The organism is Pseudomonas sp. St29, from assembly GCF_001547915.1.
Taxonomy (GTDB): domain Bacteria; phylum Pseudomonadota; class Gammaproteobacteria; order Pseudomonadales; family Pseudomonadaceae; genus Aquipseudomonas.
Genome location: NZ_AP014628.1, coordinates 3,101,614 through 3,119,105 on the forward strand (window position 1 = coordinate 3,101,614; position 17,492 = coordinate 3,119,105).

Genomic DNA, 17,492 nt, shown 5'->3' on the forward strand with positions numbered 1-17,492 from the left:
GCGTCATGCAAATGTCTGAACTCGACTATCAGCAAGCCTTGCTGCGTTACCTCGCCGAACGTCCGGAGCTCGCGGCCCAGCTGGGGCTTGGCCCATCCTCGGGACGCCCCTGGCAACCCGGGGACTTGAGCGAGTTGCAGATCCAGCACGCCAGTCGGCTGTTTGACGAAGAAGCCCGCTTGCGCGGCATGGGCAACTGGGAGCTGGCGCTGTCGTTCATTGCCCGCACGCCCCAGGAACTGAAGCGGATGACCCTCGAGGCACATCGGGAAATCGCCGAGATGGTGGACATGGAGTGGGACCAGTATTGCCAGCTCAATCACTTGCACTGCTAGAGGCCGACGAGGGCAGTTTTCTTCAATACGCCGCGATCCTGGCTCCCTAATCTGGGCGGCGGTCAATCCGACCCAGATTGGAGAAACAAGACATGAGCCTGGTGTTTTCCATGGCGGCCTTTGCCCTGGCCGCTTCCATCACCCCGGGGCCGGTGAACATCGTCGCCCTCAGCAGCGGCGCGCGTTTCGGCTTCCGCAGCAGCATGCGCCATGTGACCGGAGCCACCTTGGGCTTCGTCGGGCTGCTGGTGCTGATCGGCCTGGGGCTGCACGAACTGCTGCGCCAATGGCCGATCCTGACCCAGGGCATTCGCCTGTTTGGCGTGGCCTTCCTGCTGTTCATGGCCTGGAAACTGGCCAGCGACGATGGCCGGCTCGACACCCAGGACCAGGCGCGGGCGCCTTCGGCCTGGTATGGCGCGCTGATGCAGTGGCTCAATCCCAAGGCCTGGCTGGCCTGCGTGGCCGGCATGGGGGCCTTTGCCGCCGACGGCGAGCTGCGCCAGGTGTGGCTGTTTACCGCGGTGTACCTGGTGATCTGCTACCTGTCGATTGCCTGCTGGGCCTATGTCGGCAGCTGCCTGCGCCACTACCTGAGTCATCCGCCGGGGGTGCGTCTGTTCAACCGCAGCATGGCGGCGTTGCTGGCTGCCAGCGCGGCTTATCTGCTGTTCTAGCGCTGGCCGCGGTACTGGCCGGGAGTGGCCGCCAGGTGCTGTTTGAAGGCGCGCTGGAAATGCGCCTGATCGGCAAAGCCGGCCTCCAGCGCCACCTCGGCGATCGGCGCGCCGCTGCGCAGGCGGGCCTGGGCGAACTGCACCCGCTGGTTCACCAGGTAGGCGTGGGGCGGCATGCCGAACTGCTGCTTGAAAGCGCGGATCAGGTAGGACGGTGACAGCTGCGCCGCCTGGCACAGGTCGTCCAGGCTCAGGGCCTGGGTGCAATGCCGGCGGATGTAGTCGGCGGCTTCCTGCAGTTTGCGGTTGTCGCCCCGGGGCGGCGCCTCGGCGGGGTTCAGGCGCTGCTGCAGGTCGCTGAAAAAGCTCACCACGGCGCTGTGCTTGAGCAGGGGCTCGGCCTCGGCGGCCACCAGGGTCCGGTACAGCTGCTCCAGCTCGGCGAACAGCTGCGGGTCGCGGCTGTGAGTCTCGCGAAACGGCCGAAAGCCCAGCTCGGCGCAAAAGCCCAGGTCGTGCTGCAGGGCGGTCAGCCAGGGCGTGTCGACATACAGCATGCGATAGGACCAGGGCTGATCGTCGATCGGGTTGCAGGCGTGCACCACCCCCGGGTTCATCAGCACCACGGTGCCGCGGCTGACCCGCCACTGCGAGTGGCCGCTGAGGTAAGTGCTGACACCCGCGGTGATGCTGCCGATGGAGAACTGTTGGTGGGCATGGCGGCTGTAGCAGACCTTGCGGCCATCGGCGATGGAGCGGGCTTCGATGAACGGCAGGGCAGGGTCGCGCCAGAACTGCGGTTCCTGGTCGGCGGTGAGGGCAGGCTTCATTGAGGTTGTCCGTCTGCGAAAGCTGGCGCGATTGTATTAGCTCTGGCCGTCGAAGGCGCGTTGCAGCGTCGCGATATCGAGTTTTTTCATCCCCAGCAGGGCCTGCATCACCCGTTGCGAACGGGCCGGGTCGGGGTCGCAGATCATCGGCGTGAGGCACTGCGGCACGATCTGCCAGGACAGCCCGAAGCGGTCCTTGAGCCAGCCGCAGCGCTGCGCCTGTGGCGGGCCGCCAAAACCCAGGGCGTTCCAGTAGTGATCCAGCTCGGCCTGGCTGCGGCAATGCACTTGCAGGGAGATGGCTTCGTTGAAGCAGAACAGCGGGCCACCGTTGAGGGCGGTGAAACCCTGGCCGTCGAGTTCGAACGCCACGCTCATTACCGAGCCCTCGGGGCGTCCGTGAATGTCGAAGCCGGCCTTGCCGTAGTGGCTGATGTGGGTGATGTGTGACTGTTCGAAGACCGAGCAGTAGAACTGTGCCGCCTCGTGTGCCTGGTGGTCGAACCACAGGCACGGAGTGATGGTCTGGATACGTGGCATGGTGTCGGTCCTCTGCGGGTTGATCACGCTGGCTCAAGCGTAGTCAACCCGCTGCCGCGCAGCGCGACCGTGGATCGGCGCGCTCAGAAGTCCCAGCGGGTCGCCAGTTGCAGGCTGCGTGGCTCGCCGTAGAAACCGGTGCCGAAGTTGCCGATGCCGGTGTAGTACTTCTTGTCGAAGAGGTTCTTCACGTTCAGGGTCGAGCTCAGGTGCTGGCTGAACTGGTAGCGGGCCATGGCGTCCACCAGGAAGTAGCCGTCCTGGGTGATGCGCGAGTCATGCCCGCCGTTGACCGCGTCGCTCGGGTCGGGCTGGTAGACCTTGCCGAAGAATTGGCTCTGCCAGTTGACCCCGCCGCCCAGGGTCAGGCGGTCCCAGGCGCCGGGCAGGCGGTAGCTGCTGAACAGCCGCGCCACCTGCTGCGGCTCGGTGGTTTGCAGGACCGAGCCGTAGACGTAGTCGTGATTGGCGTCGCGGGTGTGGTTGTAGCTGTAGCCGGCGGACAGGTTCCAGCCGTCCAGCAGCTCGCCGGCCACCTCGACCTCGAAGCCCTTGGTGGTTGCGCCCTTGGTCGGGCGGTAGACGGCATCGGTGCCCCAGCCGTCCACCAGTTGCGCGACATTGTCCTGCTGCACATGAAACACCGCGAAGCTGGCATTGACCCGGCCGTCCAGGTATTCAGCCTTGATCCCGGCTTCGTAGCTGTCGCCCTGCACCGGGTCGAGGATCCTGCCGTCGGCGTCCTTGCTCATCTGCGGCTGATAGATGCTGGTGTAGCTGGTGTACAGCGAGTAGCGGTCGTTGAGGTCATAGACCAGCCCGGCATAGGGCGTGACCACTCCAGTCTGCTGGTAGCGCTGGCGCGCGTCGGCGCGGCCGGGCTCGAAGTAGCGGGTGTTGTCGATGCCCTTGAAGTCGCTGACCCGGGTGCCGAGGATCACCGCCAGGTCGTCGCTGGGCTTGAGCCGGGTGGCCAGGTAGGCACCGGTCTGGCGCTGGAGGATGTCGTTGTCGCCGATCTGCGGGATGTCCGGCTTGGCGAATTCGCCGCGCCACTGATAGATGCTGCCGCCCACCGGCGGGTACACCGAACCGTGGACCGGGATGTCCTGCTTGGCGTTCATCAGCATGAAGCCGGCGATCAGCTCGTGTTCGCGGCCCAGCAGGCTGAAGGGGCCGTGCAGGTTGATGTCGAGGTTGTCCTGGGTCTGCTCGCCCTTGAACTTGCCCATGTACATGAACATGCCGTCGCCGCTGGCCTGGTCCGGGTTGCCGCCGCTGGCCGAGCCCAGCAGGGTGTCGTGCTCGCGGCGCAGGTGGTCGTAGCTGACCTTGAGGGTCCAGTCATGGGCCAGTTGCTGTTCCAGGGAGGTGAACAGGGTCTGGTTCTTGAAGTCGCGACGGCTCCAGTCGGTGGCCGGGTTGAACGAGCGGGAAAAGTGTGTGCGCGAGCCGTTGCTGAAGTACATCGGGAAGCCGGTCCAGGTGGCGCCCCGGGAGCGGGTGTTCTGCTGGTCCAGGCCCACCGTCAGCAGGGTGTCGGGGGTCAGGTCGGCCTCCAGCACGCCGTAGGCGATGTCCTTGCTGTTCTGGTAGTGGTCCAGGTACGAGCTGCGGTCCTGGTAGACGCCGACGAAGCGCCCGCGCAGGTTGCCGGTCTCGGTCAGTGGCCCGGAGATGTCGCCTTCGCTGCGGTAGTTGTCCCAGGAACCGAGGGTGCCGGTAACCGAGGCCTTGAAGTCCTTGGTCGGCCGCTTGCGGATCAGGTTGACGGTGGCCGAGGGGTCGCCGGAGCCGGTCATCAGGCCGGTGGCGCCCTTGATGATTTCCACCCGGTCGAAGGTCGCCATGTCGGTGCTGGTGGTGCCGTAGTCGTAGACCCCGTCGTAGGTGACGTTGACCCCGTCGTACTGGAAGTTGGTGATCGGCAGGCCGCGGCTGGAAAACTCCCAGCGTTCGCTGTCGTAGTTCTGCACGCTGACCCCCGGGGCCCGGCGCAGGGCATCGGCGATGCTGTTGCTGCCCTGGTCGTCCAGTTGCTGGCGGGTGATCACCGTCACCGATTGCGGGGTTTCCCGCAGCGACAGGTTGAGGCCGGTGGCCGAGGCGCTGGCCCCGGTGGTGTAGCTGCGGCTGTCCTCGGTGACGCTGCCCAGGCCCTGGGCGGACACCTGGGTGGTGCCCAGCTGCAACGGGCCGCTGGCGGTCGGCAGCGCTTGCAGCACATACCCGCCGCTGACGGCCTGGGCTTGCAGGCCGCTGTCCTTGAGCAGCTGCTGCAGGGCTTGTTCGACGCTGTAGCGGCCCCGCAGCCCCGGGCTCTGCTTGCCGGCGGCGAGGTCGTTGTGCCCGGCGACAAAGACCGCGCTCTGTTCGGCGAAGCGATTGAGCACGCTGACCAGTGGGCCGGGGCCGATGTCGTAGCTCCGGCGCTGGCTGTCCGCCTGCTGGCTGGCGGGGTTTTCGGTGGCCTGGGCCCAGGGGGCGGGCAGGCACAGCAGGGCGCTGCACAGGGTCAGGGGACGCAGGGACGGGCGCAAGCGGGGACGGTTGGGGGTTGGCATGGAGTTCCCTTGTGGATCGGCAATGTGAGTGCTGTTACCCGGTTAACCGAACCAGACAGGCAAAAGGGAACCGCAACCTTAAAAAATGTTCGCCGGATGTTCAGGCGCGGGGTTCAGGCCCGAGGCTCAAGGGTCACCCACCAGGCGGTCAGGCGCTGGACCCGCACCGGCAGGGCGGCTTCCAGCAGGGCCAGGGCCTGGTCGGAATCGTGCAGCGGGAAGGCGCCCATGACCGGCAAACGACTCAGGGCCGGGTCGCAGCCCAGATGCCCCGGGCGATAGCGCCCCAACTCTTCGAGCAGTTGCGCCAGGGGCAGGTTGTCGGCCAGTAGCAGCCCGCGACTCCAGGCTTCGCGAGCGGCGCTGGCGCCTTGCAGCGGACCCAGCGCGACGGCGTCGAAGGCCAGCTGCTGGCCGGCGTCGACCCGCTGCTGCCGGCCGCTCTTGGCGCTGTGCACTTGCACCGCGCCGGCGTAGACGTTGAGCAGGGTGCGGGCGCCCTCCCGGCGCACGCTGAAGCGCGTGCCCAGGGCCTGCAGCCGTCCGTGTTCGGTGTCCACCCGCAGCGGTCGCTGCGGATCCCTGGCGGTGTCGATGAGGATTTCGCCCTGGTGCAGTTGCAACAGTCGCTCCCGGGCGCTGTAGCGCACATCCAGCGCGCTCAGGGCATTGAGCCAGAGGTGGGTGCCGTCGCTGAGCCGGACCTCGCGGATCTCCCCGGTGCCGGTGGCGTAGTCGGCCCGCCAGCGACCCAGAGCCTGGGGCAGCGGCGTACCGCGCCAGGTGCCCCAGCCCAGGCCGAGCAGCAGCAAGGCGCCGAGCACCTGGCGCCGCCCCAGTGGCGCCCGCCGGCCACCGCGCAGGGCCTGGCCGGCGGCTTGCTGGGCGCCGGCCTCCTGCAACGGCAGCAGGCACTGGCTGACCCGCTCGACGTAGCCCCAGGCCCGACGGTGTTCCGGGTGCTGTTCGAGCCAGGCCTGCCAGTGGCGGCGTTGTTCGTCGCTGACGGCCTCGTCCTGCAATTGCACGTACCAGTGCGCGGCCTGTTGCAGGCTGGCGTGGCTCAAGCGCTGGGCGCCGTGTTCGCTCATGGGGCTCTACTCGATCAGCAGGCCGTCGAGTTCGGCCTCCAGCAGCGCGCAATGCACCAGGGCCTGGGCCAGGTATTTCTTCACCATGCGCTCCGAGACCCCCAGTTCTTCGGCAATGGCCTTGTAGGGACGGCCATGCAACTGCGCCAGCAGAAAGGCCTCGCGCACCCGCTGGGGCAGGCGGCCGAGCATGGCGTCCACTTCGTGTAGGGTCTCGACGATGATCGCCCGTTGCTCCGGGGACGGTTGCAACGCCTGGGGCCGCGCCGCCAGGGCCTGCAGCCAGGCCTGTTCCAGCTGGCGGCGGCGCCAGTGATCGATGCACAGGCCCCGGGCGATGGTGGCCAGGTAGGAGCGCTGCTGCACCTCGCCGTCCAGCTGCGGCGGGCGCTTGAGTACCCGGACGAAGATTTCGTGGGCCAGATCGGCGGCATCCCAGGCGTGGTTCAGGCGGCGCCGCAACAGTTCATAGAGCCAGGGGTGATGGGCGTCATAGAGGTTGTGGACCAGAGCGGGGCTGGCGGGCGGCATGGAAGGCAAGGGCGTGGTCCGGTGGCGGGTGGCGTTGCAAATGGGAATTGCTCGCGATTAAAGCAAAACCCCTGATACGCTGCAAATGATATTGATTCGCCGTTATACCGGGGTGCAGCCGGGCCCGAGGCGCGGCGTCGGGGTCAAGTCTGGCGCCACCGGGGCGATAAAACACTCAAGGCAGTGCCATCGAGTGCTTGCCGACCAGGGTTTCTACAGTGGTATCTTCGCCTGCACCCCCTGTTTGCCCCACGGCGCCGCCAGACGCCGGGCGGCCGTGGCGGGGGCCGTCTGCGGGGGACGGACGTGTGCTGGCAGAGGGGAGAGGCCGATGCGGCAACTGGGGTTCAAGCTGTTTTTCACCCACCGCCTGGCGTTGCTGGCGGGCGCCGAGTCGTTGCGCTCGATTCGCGAAGGCCTGCTCTGGCTATTGCCTTGCCTGCTGGTGTCGGCACTGTTCCTGATCCTCGCGCAATGCGCCCAGGCCCTGGGCGCCCCCGGCTCTCTGGTGGACCTGCTGACCGGGCTGCACAACCGCATCAGTTCGATCATTCCCCTGCTGGTGGCGGCGTCCATCGGCTACATGCTGGCGATCCAGCACCGCTTGCCCCAGCTGCCGGTGGCCTTTCTCTGCCTGGCCCATGTGGTGATCGCCATCTACCTGCTGCGGGACTATCCGCTGGCGTCGGCGACCTTCGTGCTGTTCATCGCCATCGCCTCGCCCCTGGTCAATGTCCCGGTCATGGCCTGGCTGCACCGCCGACGCTGGACCCGGCTGGTGGACGAAGGCCTGGTGGGGCACAACCTCAAGGGCACCATCAACATGGTGCTGCCGGGAGGGCTGACCTGCCTGGCGCTGGTGGCGGTGCTGCAGCTGCTGTTGCAGGTCCACGACTTTGCCTACATCCAGCGCCCGCTCGACATCGACAGCCTGGATCACCCCTACCTCAACGCGATTCTCCTGACCTCGACCAACTCCCTGCTGTGGTTCTTCGGCATTCACGGCACCTACGCCATGCAGCCATTGATGGAGGTGATGGATCAGGCGGTGGCCCTCAATGCCGCCGATCATGCCGCCGGGCAACCTCTGCGCTATGCCCTCAACAGCGGGCTACTGGGCTGTTTCGCCTTTATCGGTGGTTCCGGCGGATCCCTGGCCCTGGTGCTGGCGATCCTCGGCTTTTCCAAGAGCCGTTCCATGCGCCTGCTGGCCATGGCGAGCCTGGCGCTGTCGCTGTTCAACGTCAACGAACTGCTGCTGTTCGGCTTGCCGATCATCCTCAACCCGCGGCTGCTGGTGCCCTTCATGCTGGTGCCCATGGTCAATGCCTGCCTGGCCCTGCTGGTGGTGCAACTGGGCTGGGTCAGTCCGGCGCTGGTCAGCCTGCCCTTTACCTCGCCGGTGCTGCTCAATGCCTACCTGAGCACCCAGGGCGATTGGGGTGCGGTGCTTCTGCAACTGCTGTTGCTGGGGATCGGCACCCTGATCTACCTGCCTTATGTGCGCAGCATCCAGCGCCAGGGCGAAGGCGCCGGGCAGGTCTACCTGAAAACCTTCGACACCACCTTCCGCGGCCTGGAGGAGCGCGGCAGGCTGTTCGAGCTGGACCCGATGGTGGCGGCCTACCGACAGGCCGCGCAGCAGTCCCTGCAACTGGCGCGGATCCAGCAACTGAGCGGCTACGACTTTCACCTGGAGTACCAGCCCCAGGTGGCCAAGGGCAGTGGCCTGTGCACCGGCTGCGAGGCGCTGATCCGCGCCCGGGACGGCGAGGGCAAGGTGCAGTCGCCCTGGGAGCTGTTGCAATGGCTGGGGCAGGCCGGGCTGATGCCCGAGGTGGATTTCTGGGTCGCCTCCCAGGCGGTGCGCCAGCACCTGGCCTGGAGCAAGAGCGGTTTCCAACTGCCCATCACCATCAATATCTCCAGTGCCACCCTGGCCTCGGCGGAGCATGGTCGGCGCCTGCTGGAGATTCTCGCCTGGGCCCAGGGGCAGGTGTCGGTGGAGATCACCGAGGACGCGCTGGTGGGCGATGCGCTGCTGACCCAGCAATGGATCGGCAAGCTGCACGCCCTGGGGGCGCGGGTCTACATCGATGACTTCGGCACCGGTTTTTCCGCCTTGAGCTACCTGCACCAGTTTCCGGTGGACGGGATCAAGATCGACCGCAGCTTCGTCCTGGCCCAGCGCGAGCCCAGGGGCGCCCAGGTGCTCAACGGTCTGTTGCGCTTTTGCGAGACGCTCAAGCTCAAGGTGGTGGTGGAAGGGGTGGAAACCCGGGAGCAACTGGACTTTCTGCAATCGAGCTCGGAGCTGATCATCCAGGGCTGGTACTACAGCAAGTCCCTGCCCGGGGAGCAGATCCCCGGTTTTGTCAGCCAGCGGGCGCACAGTGCCCTGGCCGCCCGCGAGGACTGAGGCGGCGCTTCAGGCTGCGGGACCAAACGCCGGATGTTCCGGGCGCGCCAGGGCCTGCCAGGCGCCGGCCAGGTGCGCGTCGGCGGCGAGCAGCCACAGGCCCTGATGGGGCTCCAGGGCCTGGGCGGGCAGGGCGAGCAGCTCGGCCAGGGGCAGGCGCAGGCTGCGGCCCGGATCGGCGTCGTCCGCGGCCTGCCAATCCCGTTCGAACAGGCGCAACTCCAGGTCCTGGTGGTCGAAGTGCCGCAACAGCGGCCGGTGGCGCAGCCATTGCGGTGCGATGCGCAGGCTGCGCTGGTGCACGTCCAGCAGCAACAGCTGCCAGGCGCGGTGGCCGTCCTCGACGTCGAGGCGCAGCCGGGTCAGGGCCAGGTAACGGCCATCGGCGGACCAGATCAGCGACGGTGCCAGGTCCGTCAGGGCGCAGCCGCTGGCGGTGAGCAAGTGGCCGCCCAGGCGCGGGCTGCCTTCCCGCAGCCAGCTGTCGGCGTATTCGGTTTCGCTGCCGAACAGCCACGCGGCATCCCGGCCGTCGGGGGCCGGCTGGATGAAGTCGCCTTCAGCCACCGCGGCCTGGGGCCGGTCCACCAGGCGCCAGTCGGCCAGCGGCAGCAGCTGCTGCTCGGTGATCTGCAAGCGCTGGCGTTGATAGCACAGCTGGGAGCCGTCTTGCTCGGCGCAGAACGCGGCAGCGTCGTCGGGTGCCGGCGCGGGCTGATTGAAGCGTTGCAGGGGGCTGCTTGGCAGGTCCTGGTCGAGGCGGCCGACGATCACCGCCAGGCTCAACTGGCCATGGCGCAGGTCCAGCAGGCGCGCCGCCAGCAGCGGCGGGCTGTGCAGCAGGCGTCGCTGTTGCAGGTCGGCCACCACCGCCCGGTCGCTGACCAGGGGAAGCCGGGCAACAGGCAGCAGGGCCAGGTAGCGCCGGCAGTCGGAAACCCGATGGTCCAGCCGCCAGCGCCCGGGCAGTTGCCAGTCGCCGATCCGGCAGGCGTAGGCGCCCAGGCCGTGTTCATCGTCGGCCAGCCAGCTGAACAGCGCCCGCTGGCCGTCCAGCAGCGGCTCCGACTCGATCTGGCTGTCACCGCGCTGGCCGCCGCTGTCCAGGGGCTGGCGCACTCGCGTCCGCACCAGGGGCAGCGGCGCGACCTGCAGGCAACCTTCGGGGTCGTGGCCGACGCCGGTCTCGGTGTCGCTGTGGATACTGTGCAGGCGATAGCCGTAGCGGCCCCGGTCGGCTTCGGCGCAGTCCAGGTAGGCCGCGTGGCGCAGGTAGTGGCTGTCCAGCTCCAGCAGGGGGCCGGGGTAAAAGGAGGGTTCCGCCGGGCTGGCGACCCAGGGCGCCGGCAGCGGGCGCCAGCCGTGGTCTGCCTGCCACAGCCAGGTCGCGGCCAGATCGGGTTGTTGTTCCTCGCGGGCGCTGCAGGCCAGGGAGCGGCTGTCGCGGCTCCAGCAGCGGGGGCTGTCGGCGCCGATCAGCAGGCCAGTGGGCTGGCCGTCCAGGCTCAGTTGGTAAGGCGGTGCCCGCAGGGGTTCCAGGGGTTGGGGCAAGTCTCGCAAGCAACGGGGCAGGAGCATCCGCGCCTGGAGCCGGTGACGTCCGTCCGGGGACTGTTCCTCGAAGCACTGCCGGGCCAGGCTGTCGACCCAGGCACCGGGCTCCAGCCACAGATCGGCCACCGCCAGCAGGTCGATCGCTTCGGCGCCCTCCAGCAGCGTGGCCAGGCTGGCGTGGCGCGAGCCGTTGTCCACCAGGGGACTGTGCCGCCCGCTCAGGCGCTCTTCGCTGAAGGCGTCCAGCTCCCAGAACTCGCTGTGGTCGCAGCGGTACAGCCGGCGCAGCGAGCGATCGAGGATCGCCAGGCCCCAGCGTTGCCGCGATGGCAAGGGCGCCGCGAAGTAGCGTCCATCGCTGGAGAAGCGCGCCGACGACCCCAGTCCTTGCAGCAACACGCCGTCCGGAAACAGGTAATCGCAATAGGTGGGGCCGCCCATGGCGATCTCGCCCTGGTTGAACACCCGGATCGGCAGGCCTTCCGGGGTGCTCTGCGGTTCGCTGCCGCCCCAGGCGCTGGTGCTGGCCGCGGGGGCCTGGACCAGGCCCAGGCGGCGCTCCAGGTGGCTGATGGTGCCCATGCCAACCAGGATGCTGGCGAAGGCCGCGGCGATGTCCCAGTACGCCGGCAATGCCCGCCCCAGGCTGAAGCCCAGGCCGAACACCGCGCTGATCATCAGCCGGGCCATGGCGCGGCCGGTGCGGGGCCAGCCCAGGCGAGCCGCCAGGGCCATGCCGGCGGCGCAGCCCAGCACCACGGCCAGGGCCAGGGGCGGCGGCAGCACGGTGACCAGGAAGATCGGGATCAGCAGGGCGCTCAATTGCCAGAGCAGTTCCAGCAACAGGCGCGACAGGCTTTTTTCGGACGGGGCACTGGGACGGGAGGGCACCGGGGACATCCTTGTGGCGTAGGGGGATGGCAAGGGCTGCCAATCTACGCCCTTGGGCGGAAAAACGCAGCTCGCAAAACCGAGTCGAATTGACCTGTTGTGCGGTCGTTATGACCTGATTTTTTCGGGTCATAAAGACTCGGTGCGGCTGGCGGCCGCGGTTTTGCCGGGCGGCGGTCTTGGCATGAAACCTGATGGGGCTGATGCATCGCTGATTGGCCAAGGAGTTCCGAGCATGATTCGTCGCTGCAATTCGCCGTTGCCTGTCCCGAGCCAGGGGAGGGATGCCTGTGTCGCTGCCTGAACGTTGGCGGCAATGGGCCGCGCAGCCGCTGTGGAGCCTGGGCTTCCGGCCGTTTTTCCTCGCCGGAGCGGCGTTTGCCTGCCTCGCCCTGCTGGGCTGGGGCCTGTGGCTGCACGGCGGCTGGAGCGGCCGCCAGCCGCTGGGCGGCATGCTGGCGTGGCATCGGCACGAGATGCTGTTCGGCTTCGCCGTGGCGATCATCGCCGGGTTTCTGCTGACGGCGGTGGCCAACTGGACCGGGCGCCCGGCACTGAGTCGCACGCCGTTGATCCTGTTGTGGCTGCTCTGGCTGCTGGCGCGGCTGGCCTGGTGGCTGGCGCTGCCGCTGCCGTTGTTCCTGGTGCTGCAACTGGCCTTCATGCCGGCGCTGGCCGCGGTGGTGGGGCATGAGCTGTGGCGTGCGGGCAAGCGCGACAACTACCCCATGGTGCTGATCCTGGGCCTGTTGACACTGTTTCAGGGGCAGACCCTGCTGGGCCTGCTGGCGGCGCAGGAACTCTGGCAGCGCCACGGCGAGCTGGGGGCGCTGTGGCTGGTGGCGGCCCTGATGACGGTGATCGGCGGCCGGGTCATTCCGTTCTTCATCCAGCGCGGGCTCAATCGGCCGCCGGCGCCACTGGCTTCGCCCTGGCCCACCCGGGTGTTGCTGCTGGGCAGCCTGCTGGCGGCAATCTCCATGGCCCTGGGCGGCGGTGACGCGCCACGGCCCTGGCTGGCAGCGTTGTTCGCAGTGCTGGCGGCCCTGCATCTGTGGCGCCTGTGGCGCTGGCACCAGCCGGGGCTGTGGCGGCTGCCGCTGCTGTGGTCGCTGTACCTGGGCTACCTGTGGCTGGCGCTGGCCACCCTGGGCATGGCGCTGTGGCATCTGGGCAGTCTGTCGTCGCAGAGTCTGGTGACCCACGCCCTGGCGCTAGGCGGCCTCGGCGGGCTGGTGCTGGGCATGATCGCCCGGGTCAGCCTGGGCCATAGCGGCCGGCCGCTGCAGGTGACCCGGGCCATGGTCGGGGCCTTTGCCTTGCTGTTCCTGGCGGCCCTGTGCCGGGTGCTGCTGGTGCCATTCAGCGCCCTGGGCCTGGGAATTTCGGCGCTGTTGGGCGCCTTGGCCTTTGCCCTGTTCGTCGGCGGCTACGCGCGGATCCTGTTGACCGCGCGGCTGTGACAGGCCGCGATCGAGGACCGCCAGCCGCCTCGCCAGGGGCTGGCGGTGAAACTGGACTACGCTTGCGGTCTTAGCCGCGAATGGAGTCCGCGATGTTGTATCCCCGCAAACCCAGTGATGAGGCCCGGCGAGTCCAGACCCTGCGCGAGCTGAATGTGCTCGACACCTTGCCGGAGGAGCGTTTCGACCGGGTGACCCGACTGGCCAAGCGCCTGTTCAATGTGCCCATTGCCCTGATCAGCCTGGTGGACAGCGATCGCCAGTGGTTCAAGTCCGCCGCGGGGCTGGAGGCCAGCCAGACCTCCCGGGACATTTCGTTTTGCGGCCACGCGATCCTGGATGACCAGATCTTCATGGTCCGCGACGCCGAGTGCGACGAACGTTTCCAGGACAACCCACTGGTCACCGGCGAACCGCGGATCCGCTTCTACGCCGGTTGTCCCCTGAGCGTGCCCAATGGCAGCAAGCTGGGCACCCTGTGCCTGATCGATACCCGGCCCCGGGACCTGGACGACGAAGAGCGTGCCCTGCTGCGAGACCTGGCCCGCATGGCCGAGCAGGAACTGGCGGCCGTGCAGATGGCCAGCATGGACGAGATGACCCTGCTGTCCAATCGGCGCGGCTTCGAAGCCCTGGCCCGGCATGCCCTGGCGGCGTGCACGCGTCTGGACAAGTCGGCGACCCTGCTGTTTTTCGATCTTAACGAGTTCAAGCGGATCAACGACAGCTACGGTCATGCTGAAGGGGACGGGGCCTTGAAGACCTTTGCCGATGTGCTGCGCATTGCCTTTCGCGAGAGTGATGTGATCGGCCGCCTGGGCGGCGATGAGTTCGTGGCCCTGCTGACCGGGACCGATGACGTCGAGACGTCGGCGATCATGGCGCGCCTGCGGGAGATCCTCGATGAGCGCAACGCTTCCCTGAAACGCGGCTACGACATCCGCTTCAGCGTCGGCCAGATCGCATACGACCCCGAGCGCCACGCCGGTATCGAAGCGCTGCTGGCCGATGCCGACCAGGCCATGTACCTGCACAAGCAGGCCGGCAAGCGCAGCCACTGAATCTGCTGCCGGCAAGGCCGGCAGCGTGGAGCGGGGCTGCAACCCAAGGCGCTGGCCGGCCGCTACGGGCCGCGCTCGATGGCCGGTGGCGCATAGCCTTCCTCGAGGGTCACCCCGGCGGCCCTGGCGCGGGTTTCCGCTTGCGAGCGCCGCTGCAGCAGGGCTTGCAATTGAGCCGGGAGCAGGGTTTTCCAGTGTGCTCGCTGGTGCTCGGCAAAATGACTCGCCCAGAACCTGTCCAGGGACATCAGGTTGACGCTGATCAGGTAGACAGCGGTTTCCAGGGGCGCGCTTTTCGAGTCGTAGCGCAGGGCCCGGACATGGGCAATGAAGTTGCCCTGGTAGAGATACCAGTCATAGAAGGTGCCGACGCCGAGCCATTCTTCCAGGCTCATTTCACGCTTGGCATCGAACAGGGGATGGCTGAGCGGGGTCATGCCCAGGAGGCTCTCCTGCCCGTCGAGTTTGTGCCATTGCGTGCCGGGTATCCGCGGGTCTGAAGGGAAGTAGTAGGTTTGCCAGCCGGCGCTCTTCAAGTTCCCGATGAGGCGATAGATCAGGTCCTTGTTCTGCTTGTGCGTACTGTTGTCCGGCAGGCCGCGCAGGTCGATGTTCAATGCCTGGATGTTGTTCGAAACCCGGCCATCCACGGCCATGCTCAGCCCGGACACTTGATCCAGCTCCAGCGTGCCCTCGGGCTGGGAAAGGCTCAGGTCAAGGAGCGCGCCTTGGCGATCGGCTTCATACCAGCACATGTCGACCGCCTCCAGGCAGTCGGCGCCAAAGCGTACCGGGCTGTTTGCAATGACCTCGTCAACCGTTGCGGCCAACGGGATGTGCAGGCTGGCGACTGTGTCGGTCAGGCGATTGGGCTGGGTGTCTTGAGGCTTGTCGCAGCCGGCGAGAAAGATCACCAACAGCAGGCACGGCAGCTTGATGCCGGGCGGTTTCGGCGGGCGAGCAGACGGCCGGGTTTTCCATGGGGTTCTTTGCATCGGGCATCCGTGAGGGGCAGGTATCTGCACTGCGGCCGGTGAGCCTGGATCGGCGATCAGCCGGTGTCGCGGCGCTGTGACGAGGGCCTGAGGGCCCTCGCCACAGCCGAGAGTCATTCGTCGAGGTTGCCCATGGCGGTGGTGTTGAAGCCGCCGTCGACGTACATGATCTCGCCGCTGATGCCCGAGGCCAGGTCCGAGCAGAGGAAAGCCCCGGCGTTGCCGACTTCCTCGATGGTGACGTTGCGCCGCAGCGGGGTCTGGGCTTCGTTGGCCGCCAGCATCTTGCGGAAGTTCTTGATGCCCGAGGCGGCCAGGGTGCGGATCGGCCCGGCGGAGACCGCGTTGACCCGGGTGCCTTCCGGGCCCAGGGAACCGGCCAGGTAGCGCACGCCGGCTTCCAGCGAGGCCTTGGCCATGCCCATCACGTTGTAGTTGGGCATGGTGCGCTCGGCGCCCAGGTAGGACAGGGTCAACAGGCTGCCGTTGCGGCCCTTCATCATGTCGCGGCCGGCCTTGGCCAGGGCCACGAAGCTGTAGGCGCTGATGTCGTGGGCGATGCGAAAACCTTCGCGGGTGGTGGCGTCGGTGAAGTCGCCTTCGAGCTGATCGCCGGGGGCGAAGCCCACGGAGTGGACGATGCAGTCCAGGCCGTCCCAGTGCTTGCCCAGCTCGCTGAACACCTGGGCGATCTGCTCGTCGCTGGCCACATCGCAGGGGAAGCACAGCTCGGCGCTGGAACCCCAGCCGGCGGCGAATTCCTCGACCCGACCCTTGAGTTTTTCGTTCTGATAGGTGAAGGCCAGCTCGGCGCCTTCACGGTGCATGGCGGCGGCAATGCCGGAGGCGATCGACAGCTTGCTGGCGACACCGACGATCAGGACACGCTTCCCAGCGAGAAAACCCATAAGTGGCTACTCCTGTTGCAGGTTATTGGGTGTGTGCCGGAGCCAGGAAGGCGGCTTCCAGCAATTGCCGTGTGTAAGGGTGTTGCGGGGCGCCGAAGATTGCCTGGGCGTCCCCTTGTTCCACCACCTGGCCGTGCTTGATCACCATCAACTGGTGGCTCAGGGCCTTGACCACCGCCAGGTCGTGGCTGATGAACAGGTAGGTCAGGTTGTACTTGCGTTGCAGGTTGCGCAGCAGCTCCACTACCTGGCGCTGCACGGTGCGGTCCAGGGCCGAGGTCGGCTCGTCCAGCAGGATCAGTCGCGGCTTGAGCACCAGGGCCCGGGCGATGGCGATGCGCTGGCGTTGCCCGCCGGAGAATTCGTGGGGGTAGCGGTGTCGGGTGTCCGGGTCCAGGCCCACTTCCTTGAGCGCTTCGATAATCGCCTGTTCCTGCTCCTGTTCGCTGCCGATCTTGTGGATGCGCAAGCCTTCGCCCACGATCTGGCTCACGCTCATGCGCGGGCTGAGGCTGCCGAAAGGGTCCTGGAACACCACCTGCATTTCCCGCCGTAGCGGCCGTACCTGTTGCTGGCTCAGGGCGTCGAGCTGCTGGCCTTCGAAACGAATGCCGCCCTGGCTGGCGATCAGGCGCAGGATCGCCAGGCCCAGGGTCGACTTGCCCGAGCCGCTCTCGCCGACGATGCCCAGGGTCTGGCCCTGGGGCAGGCTGAAGTGGATGCCGTCCACCGCCTTGACGTGATCCACGGTGCGGCGCAGCAGGCCCTTCTTGATCGGGAACCAGACCTTGAGGTTGTCCACTTGCAGCAACGGCGGGCCGACTTCATTACTTGCCGGCAAGCCGCTGGGCTCCGCGGCCAGCAGTTCCCGGGTGTAGGGGTGCTGCGGCGCGCGGAACAGCTCCTCGCAGGACGCCTGCTCGACGATGCGGCCTTTCTGCATGACACAGACCCGGTGGGCAATGCGCCGCACCAGGTTCAGATCGTGGCTGATCAGCAGCAAGGCCATGCCCAGGCGCGCCTGCAGTTCCTTGAGCAGTTCGAGGATCTTCAACTGCACGGTGACGTCCAGGGCGGTGGTCGGCTCGTCGGCGATCAGCAGCTCCGGCTCGTTGGCCAGGGCCATGGCGATCATCACCCGTTGCCGCTGGCCGCCGGACAGTTCGTGGGGCAGGGCCTTGAGGCGCTTGTGTGGCTCGGGAATGCCCACCAGTTCCAGCAGTTCCAGGGTGCGCCTGCTGGCGACCTTGCCGGTCAGGCCCTTGTGGATGCCCAGCACTTCGTTGATCTGCTTCTCGATGCTGTGCAGCGGGTTCAGCGACGTCATGGGCTCCTGGAAGATCATGGCGATGCGGTTGCCGCGAATGTGGCGAATGGTCTTTTCCTTCAGGGTCAGCAGGTCGTGCCCGGCGTACTGGATGCTGCCGGACGGGTGCTGGGCCAGGGGGTAGGGCAACAGGCGCAGGATCGAGTGGGCGGTCACCGATTTGCCGGAGCCGCTTTCCCCTACCAGGGCCAGGGTTTCGCCGCGCTTGATGTCGAAGCTGATGCCTTCCACCACGCGTTGGCACTGGGCGCCGGCGACGAATTCCACCGCCAGGTCGCGGACTTCGATCAGAGTGTCCTGGGTCAT

14 protein-coding genes are annotated in these 17,492 nt (G+C 67.2%); 5 read left to right on the forward strand and 9 right to left on the reverse strand.

The genetic code is table 11. The annotated features are described in order from the left end of the window. The first annotated feature begins 5 nt into the window (after positions 1-5). Positions 6-335, forward strand: coding sequence for a DUF6388 family protein (locus tag PST29_RS14095; RefSeq protein ID WP_060839043.1), 330 nt, complete (start codon positions 6-8; stop codon positions 333-335). Positions 336-427: 92 nt separating this feature from the next. After that, on the forward strand, positions 428-1,012 hold the full coding sequence (locus PST29_RS14100) for a LysE family translocator (protein WP_060843435.1): 585 nt from the start codon (positions 428-430) through the stop codon (positions 1,010-1,012). On the opposite strand, the gene PST29_RS14105 is transcribed toward PST29_RS14100, so the two are convergent. The 5 genes from PST29_RS14105 to PST29_RS14125 all read right to left on the reverse strand — a co-directional run bounded on the left by PST29_RS14105 (position 1,009) and on the right by PST29_RS14125 (position 6,568). After that, positions 1,009-1,842: an AraC family transcriptional regulator gene (locus PST29_RS14105; RefSeq protein WP_060839045.1), complete on the reverse strand. Its 834-nt coding sequence runs from the start codon at positions 1,840-1,842 to the stop codon at positions 1,009-1,011. The two genes, PST29_RS14100 and PST29_RS14105, sit on opposite strands and share 4 nt — an antisense overlap. Before the next feature lie 36 nt (positions 1,843-1,878). Further along, positions 1,879-2,382, reverse strand: coding sequence for a VOC family protein (locus PST29_RS14110; RefSeq protein WP_060841934.1), 504 nt, complete (start codon positions 2,380-2,382; stop codon positions 1,879-1,881). 83 nt (positions 2,383-2,465) lie between these two features. Beyond that, the gene (locus tag PST29_RS14115; protein WP_060839046.1) at positions 2,466-4,946 is read right to left on the reverse strand and encodes a TonB-dependent siderophore receptor; all 2,481 of its coding nucleotides are present in this window, start codon (positions 4,944-4,946) and stop codon (positions 2,466-2,468) included. A 113-nt stretch (positions 4,947-5,059) separates the two neighbouring features. Continuing rightward, a complete protein-coding gene (locus tag PST29_RS14120) occupies positions 5,060-6,037 on the reverse strand; it encodes a FecR domain-containing protein (protein WP_060843436.1) in 978 nt (325 codons plus the stop codon). 6 nt (positions 6,038-6,043) lie between these two features. Continuing rightward, entirely contained in the window at positions 6,044-6,568 is a 525-nt protein-coding gene (locus tag PST29_RS14125; RefSeq protein ID WP_060843437.1) for a sigma-70 family RNA polymerase sigma factor, read from the reverse strand. 331 nt (positions 6,569-6,899) lie between these two features. Here PST29_RS14125 and PST29_RS14130 point away from each other — a divergent pair, with 331 nt between their 5' ends. After that, the gene (locus PST29_RS14130) at positions 6,900-8,987 is read left to right on the forward strand and encodes an EAL domain-containing protein (protein ID WP_060843438.1); all 2,088 of its coding nucleotides are present in this window, start codon (positions 6,900-6,902) and stop codon (positions 8,985-8,987) included. Between the two features lie 9 nt (positions 8,988-8,996). Here the strand turns inward: PST29_RS14130 and PST29_RS32520 are convergent, their stop codons facing one another. Next, positions 8,997-11,441 (reverse strand): sulfite exporter TauE/SafE family protein, encoded by a 2,445-nt coding sequence (locus tag PST29_RS32520; RefSeq protein ID WP_060843439.1) that lies wholly within the window; start codon positions 11,439-11,441, stop codon positions 8,997-8,999. Positions 11,442-11,716: 275 nt separating this feature from the next. Here PST29_RS32520 and PST29_RS14140 point away from each other — a divergent pair, with 275 nt between their 5' ends. Beyond that, positions 11,717-12,895: an NnrS family protein gene (locus tag PST29_RS14140; protein WP_173664408.1), complete on the forward strand. Its 1,179-nt coding sequence runs from the start codon at positions 11,717-11,719 to the stop codon at positions 12,893-12,895. A 92-nt stretch (positions 12,896-12,987) separates the two neighbouring features. Continuing rightward, entirely contained in the window at positions 12,988-13,956 is a 969-nt protein-coding gene (locus PST29_RS14145; RefSeq protein WP_060843440.1) for a GGDEF domain-containing protein, read from the forward strand. A gap of 62 nt (positions 13,957-14,018) precedes the next feature. Here the strand turns inward: PST29_RS14145 and PST29_RS14150 are convergent, their stop codons facing one another. The 3 genes from PST29_RS14150 to PST29_RS14160 all read right to left on the reverse strand — a co-directional run bounded on the left by PST29_RS14150 (position 14,019) and on the right by PST29_RS14160 (position 17,492). Continuing rightward, complete coding sequence (locus tag PST29_RS14150; protein WP_232513240.1) at positions 14,019-14,951, reverse strand: hypothetical protein; 933 nt, start codon at positions 14,949-14,951, stop codon at positions 14,019-14,021. A 113-nt stretch (positions 14,952-15,064) separates the two neighbouring features. Further along, positions 15,065-15,859 carry an enoyl-ACP reductase FabI gene (gene fabI / locus PST29_RS14155; protein WP_060839053.1) on the reverse strand — a complete coding sequence of 265 codons (795 nt, stop codon included), beginning with the start codon at positions 15,857-15,859 and terminating at the stop codon, positions 15,065-15,067. 22 nt (positions 15,860-15,881) lie between these two features. Beyond that, the gene (locus PST29_RS14160) at positions 15,882-17,492 is read right to left on the reverse strand and encodes an ABC transporter ATP-binding protein (protein WP_060843441.1); all 1,611 of its coding nucleotides are present in this window, start codon (positions 17,490-17,492) and stop codon (positions 15,882-15,884) included.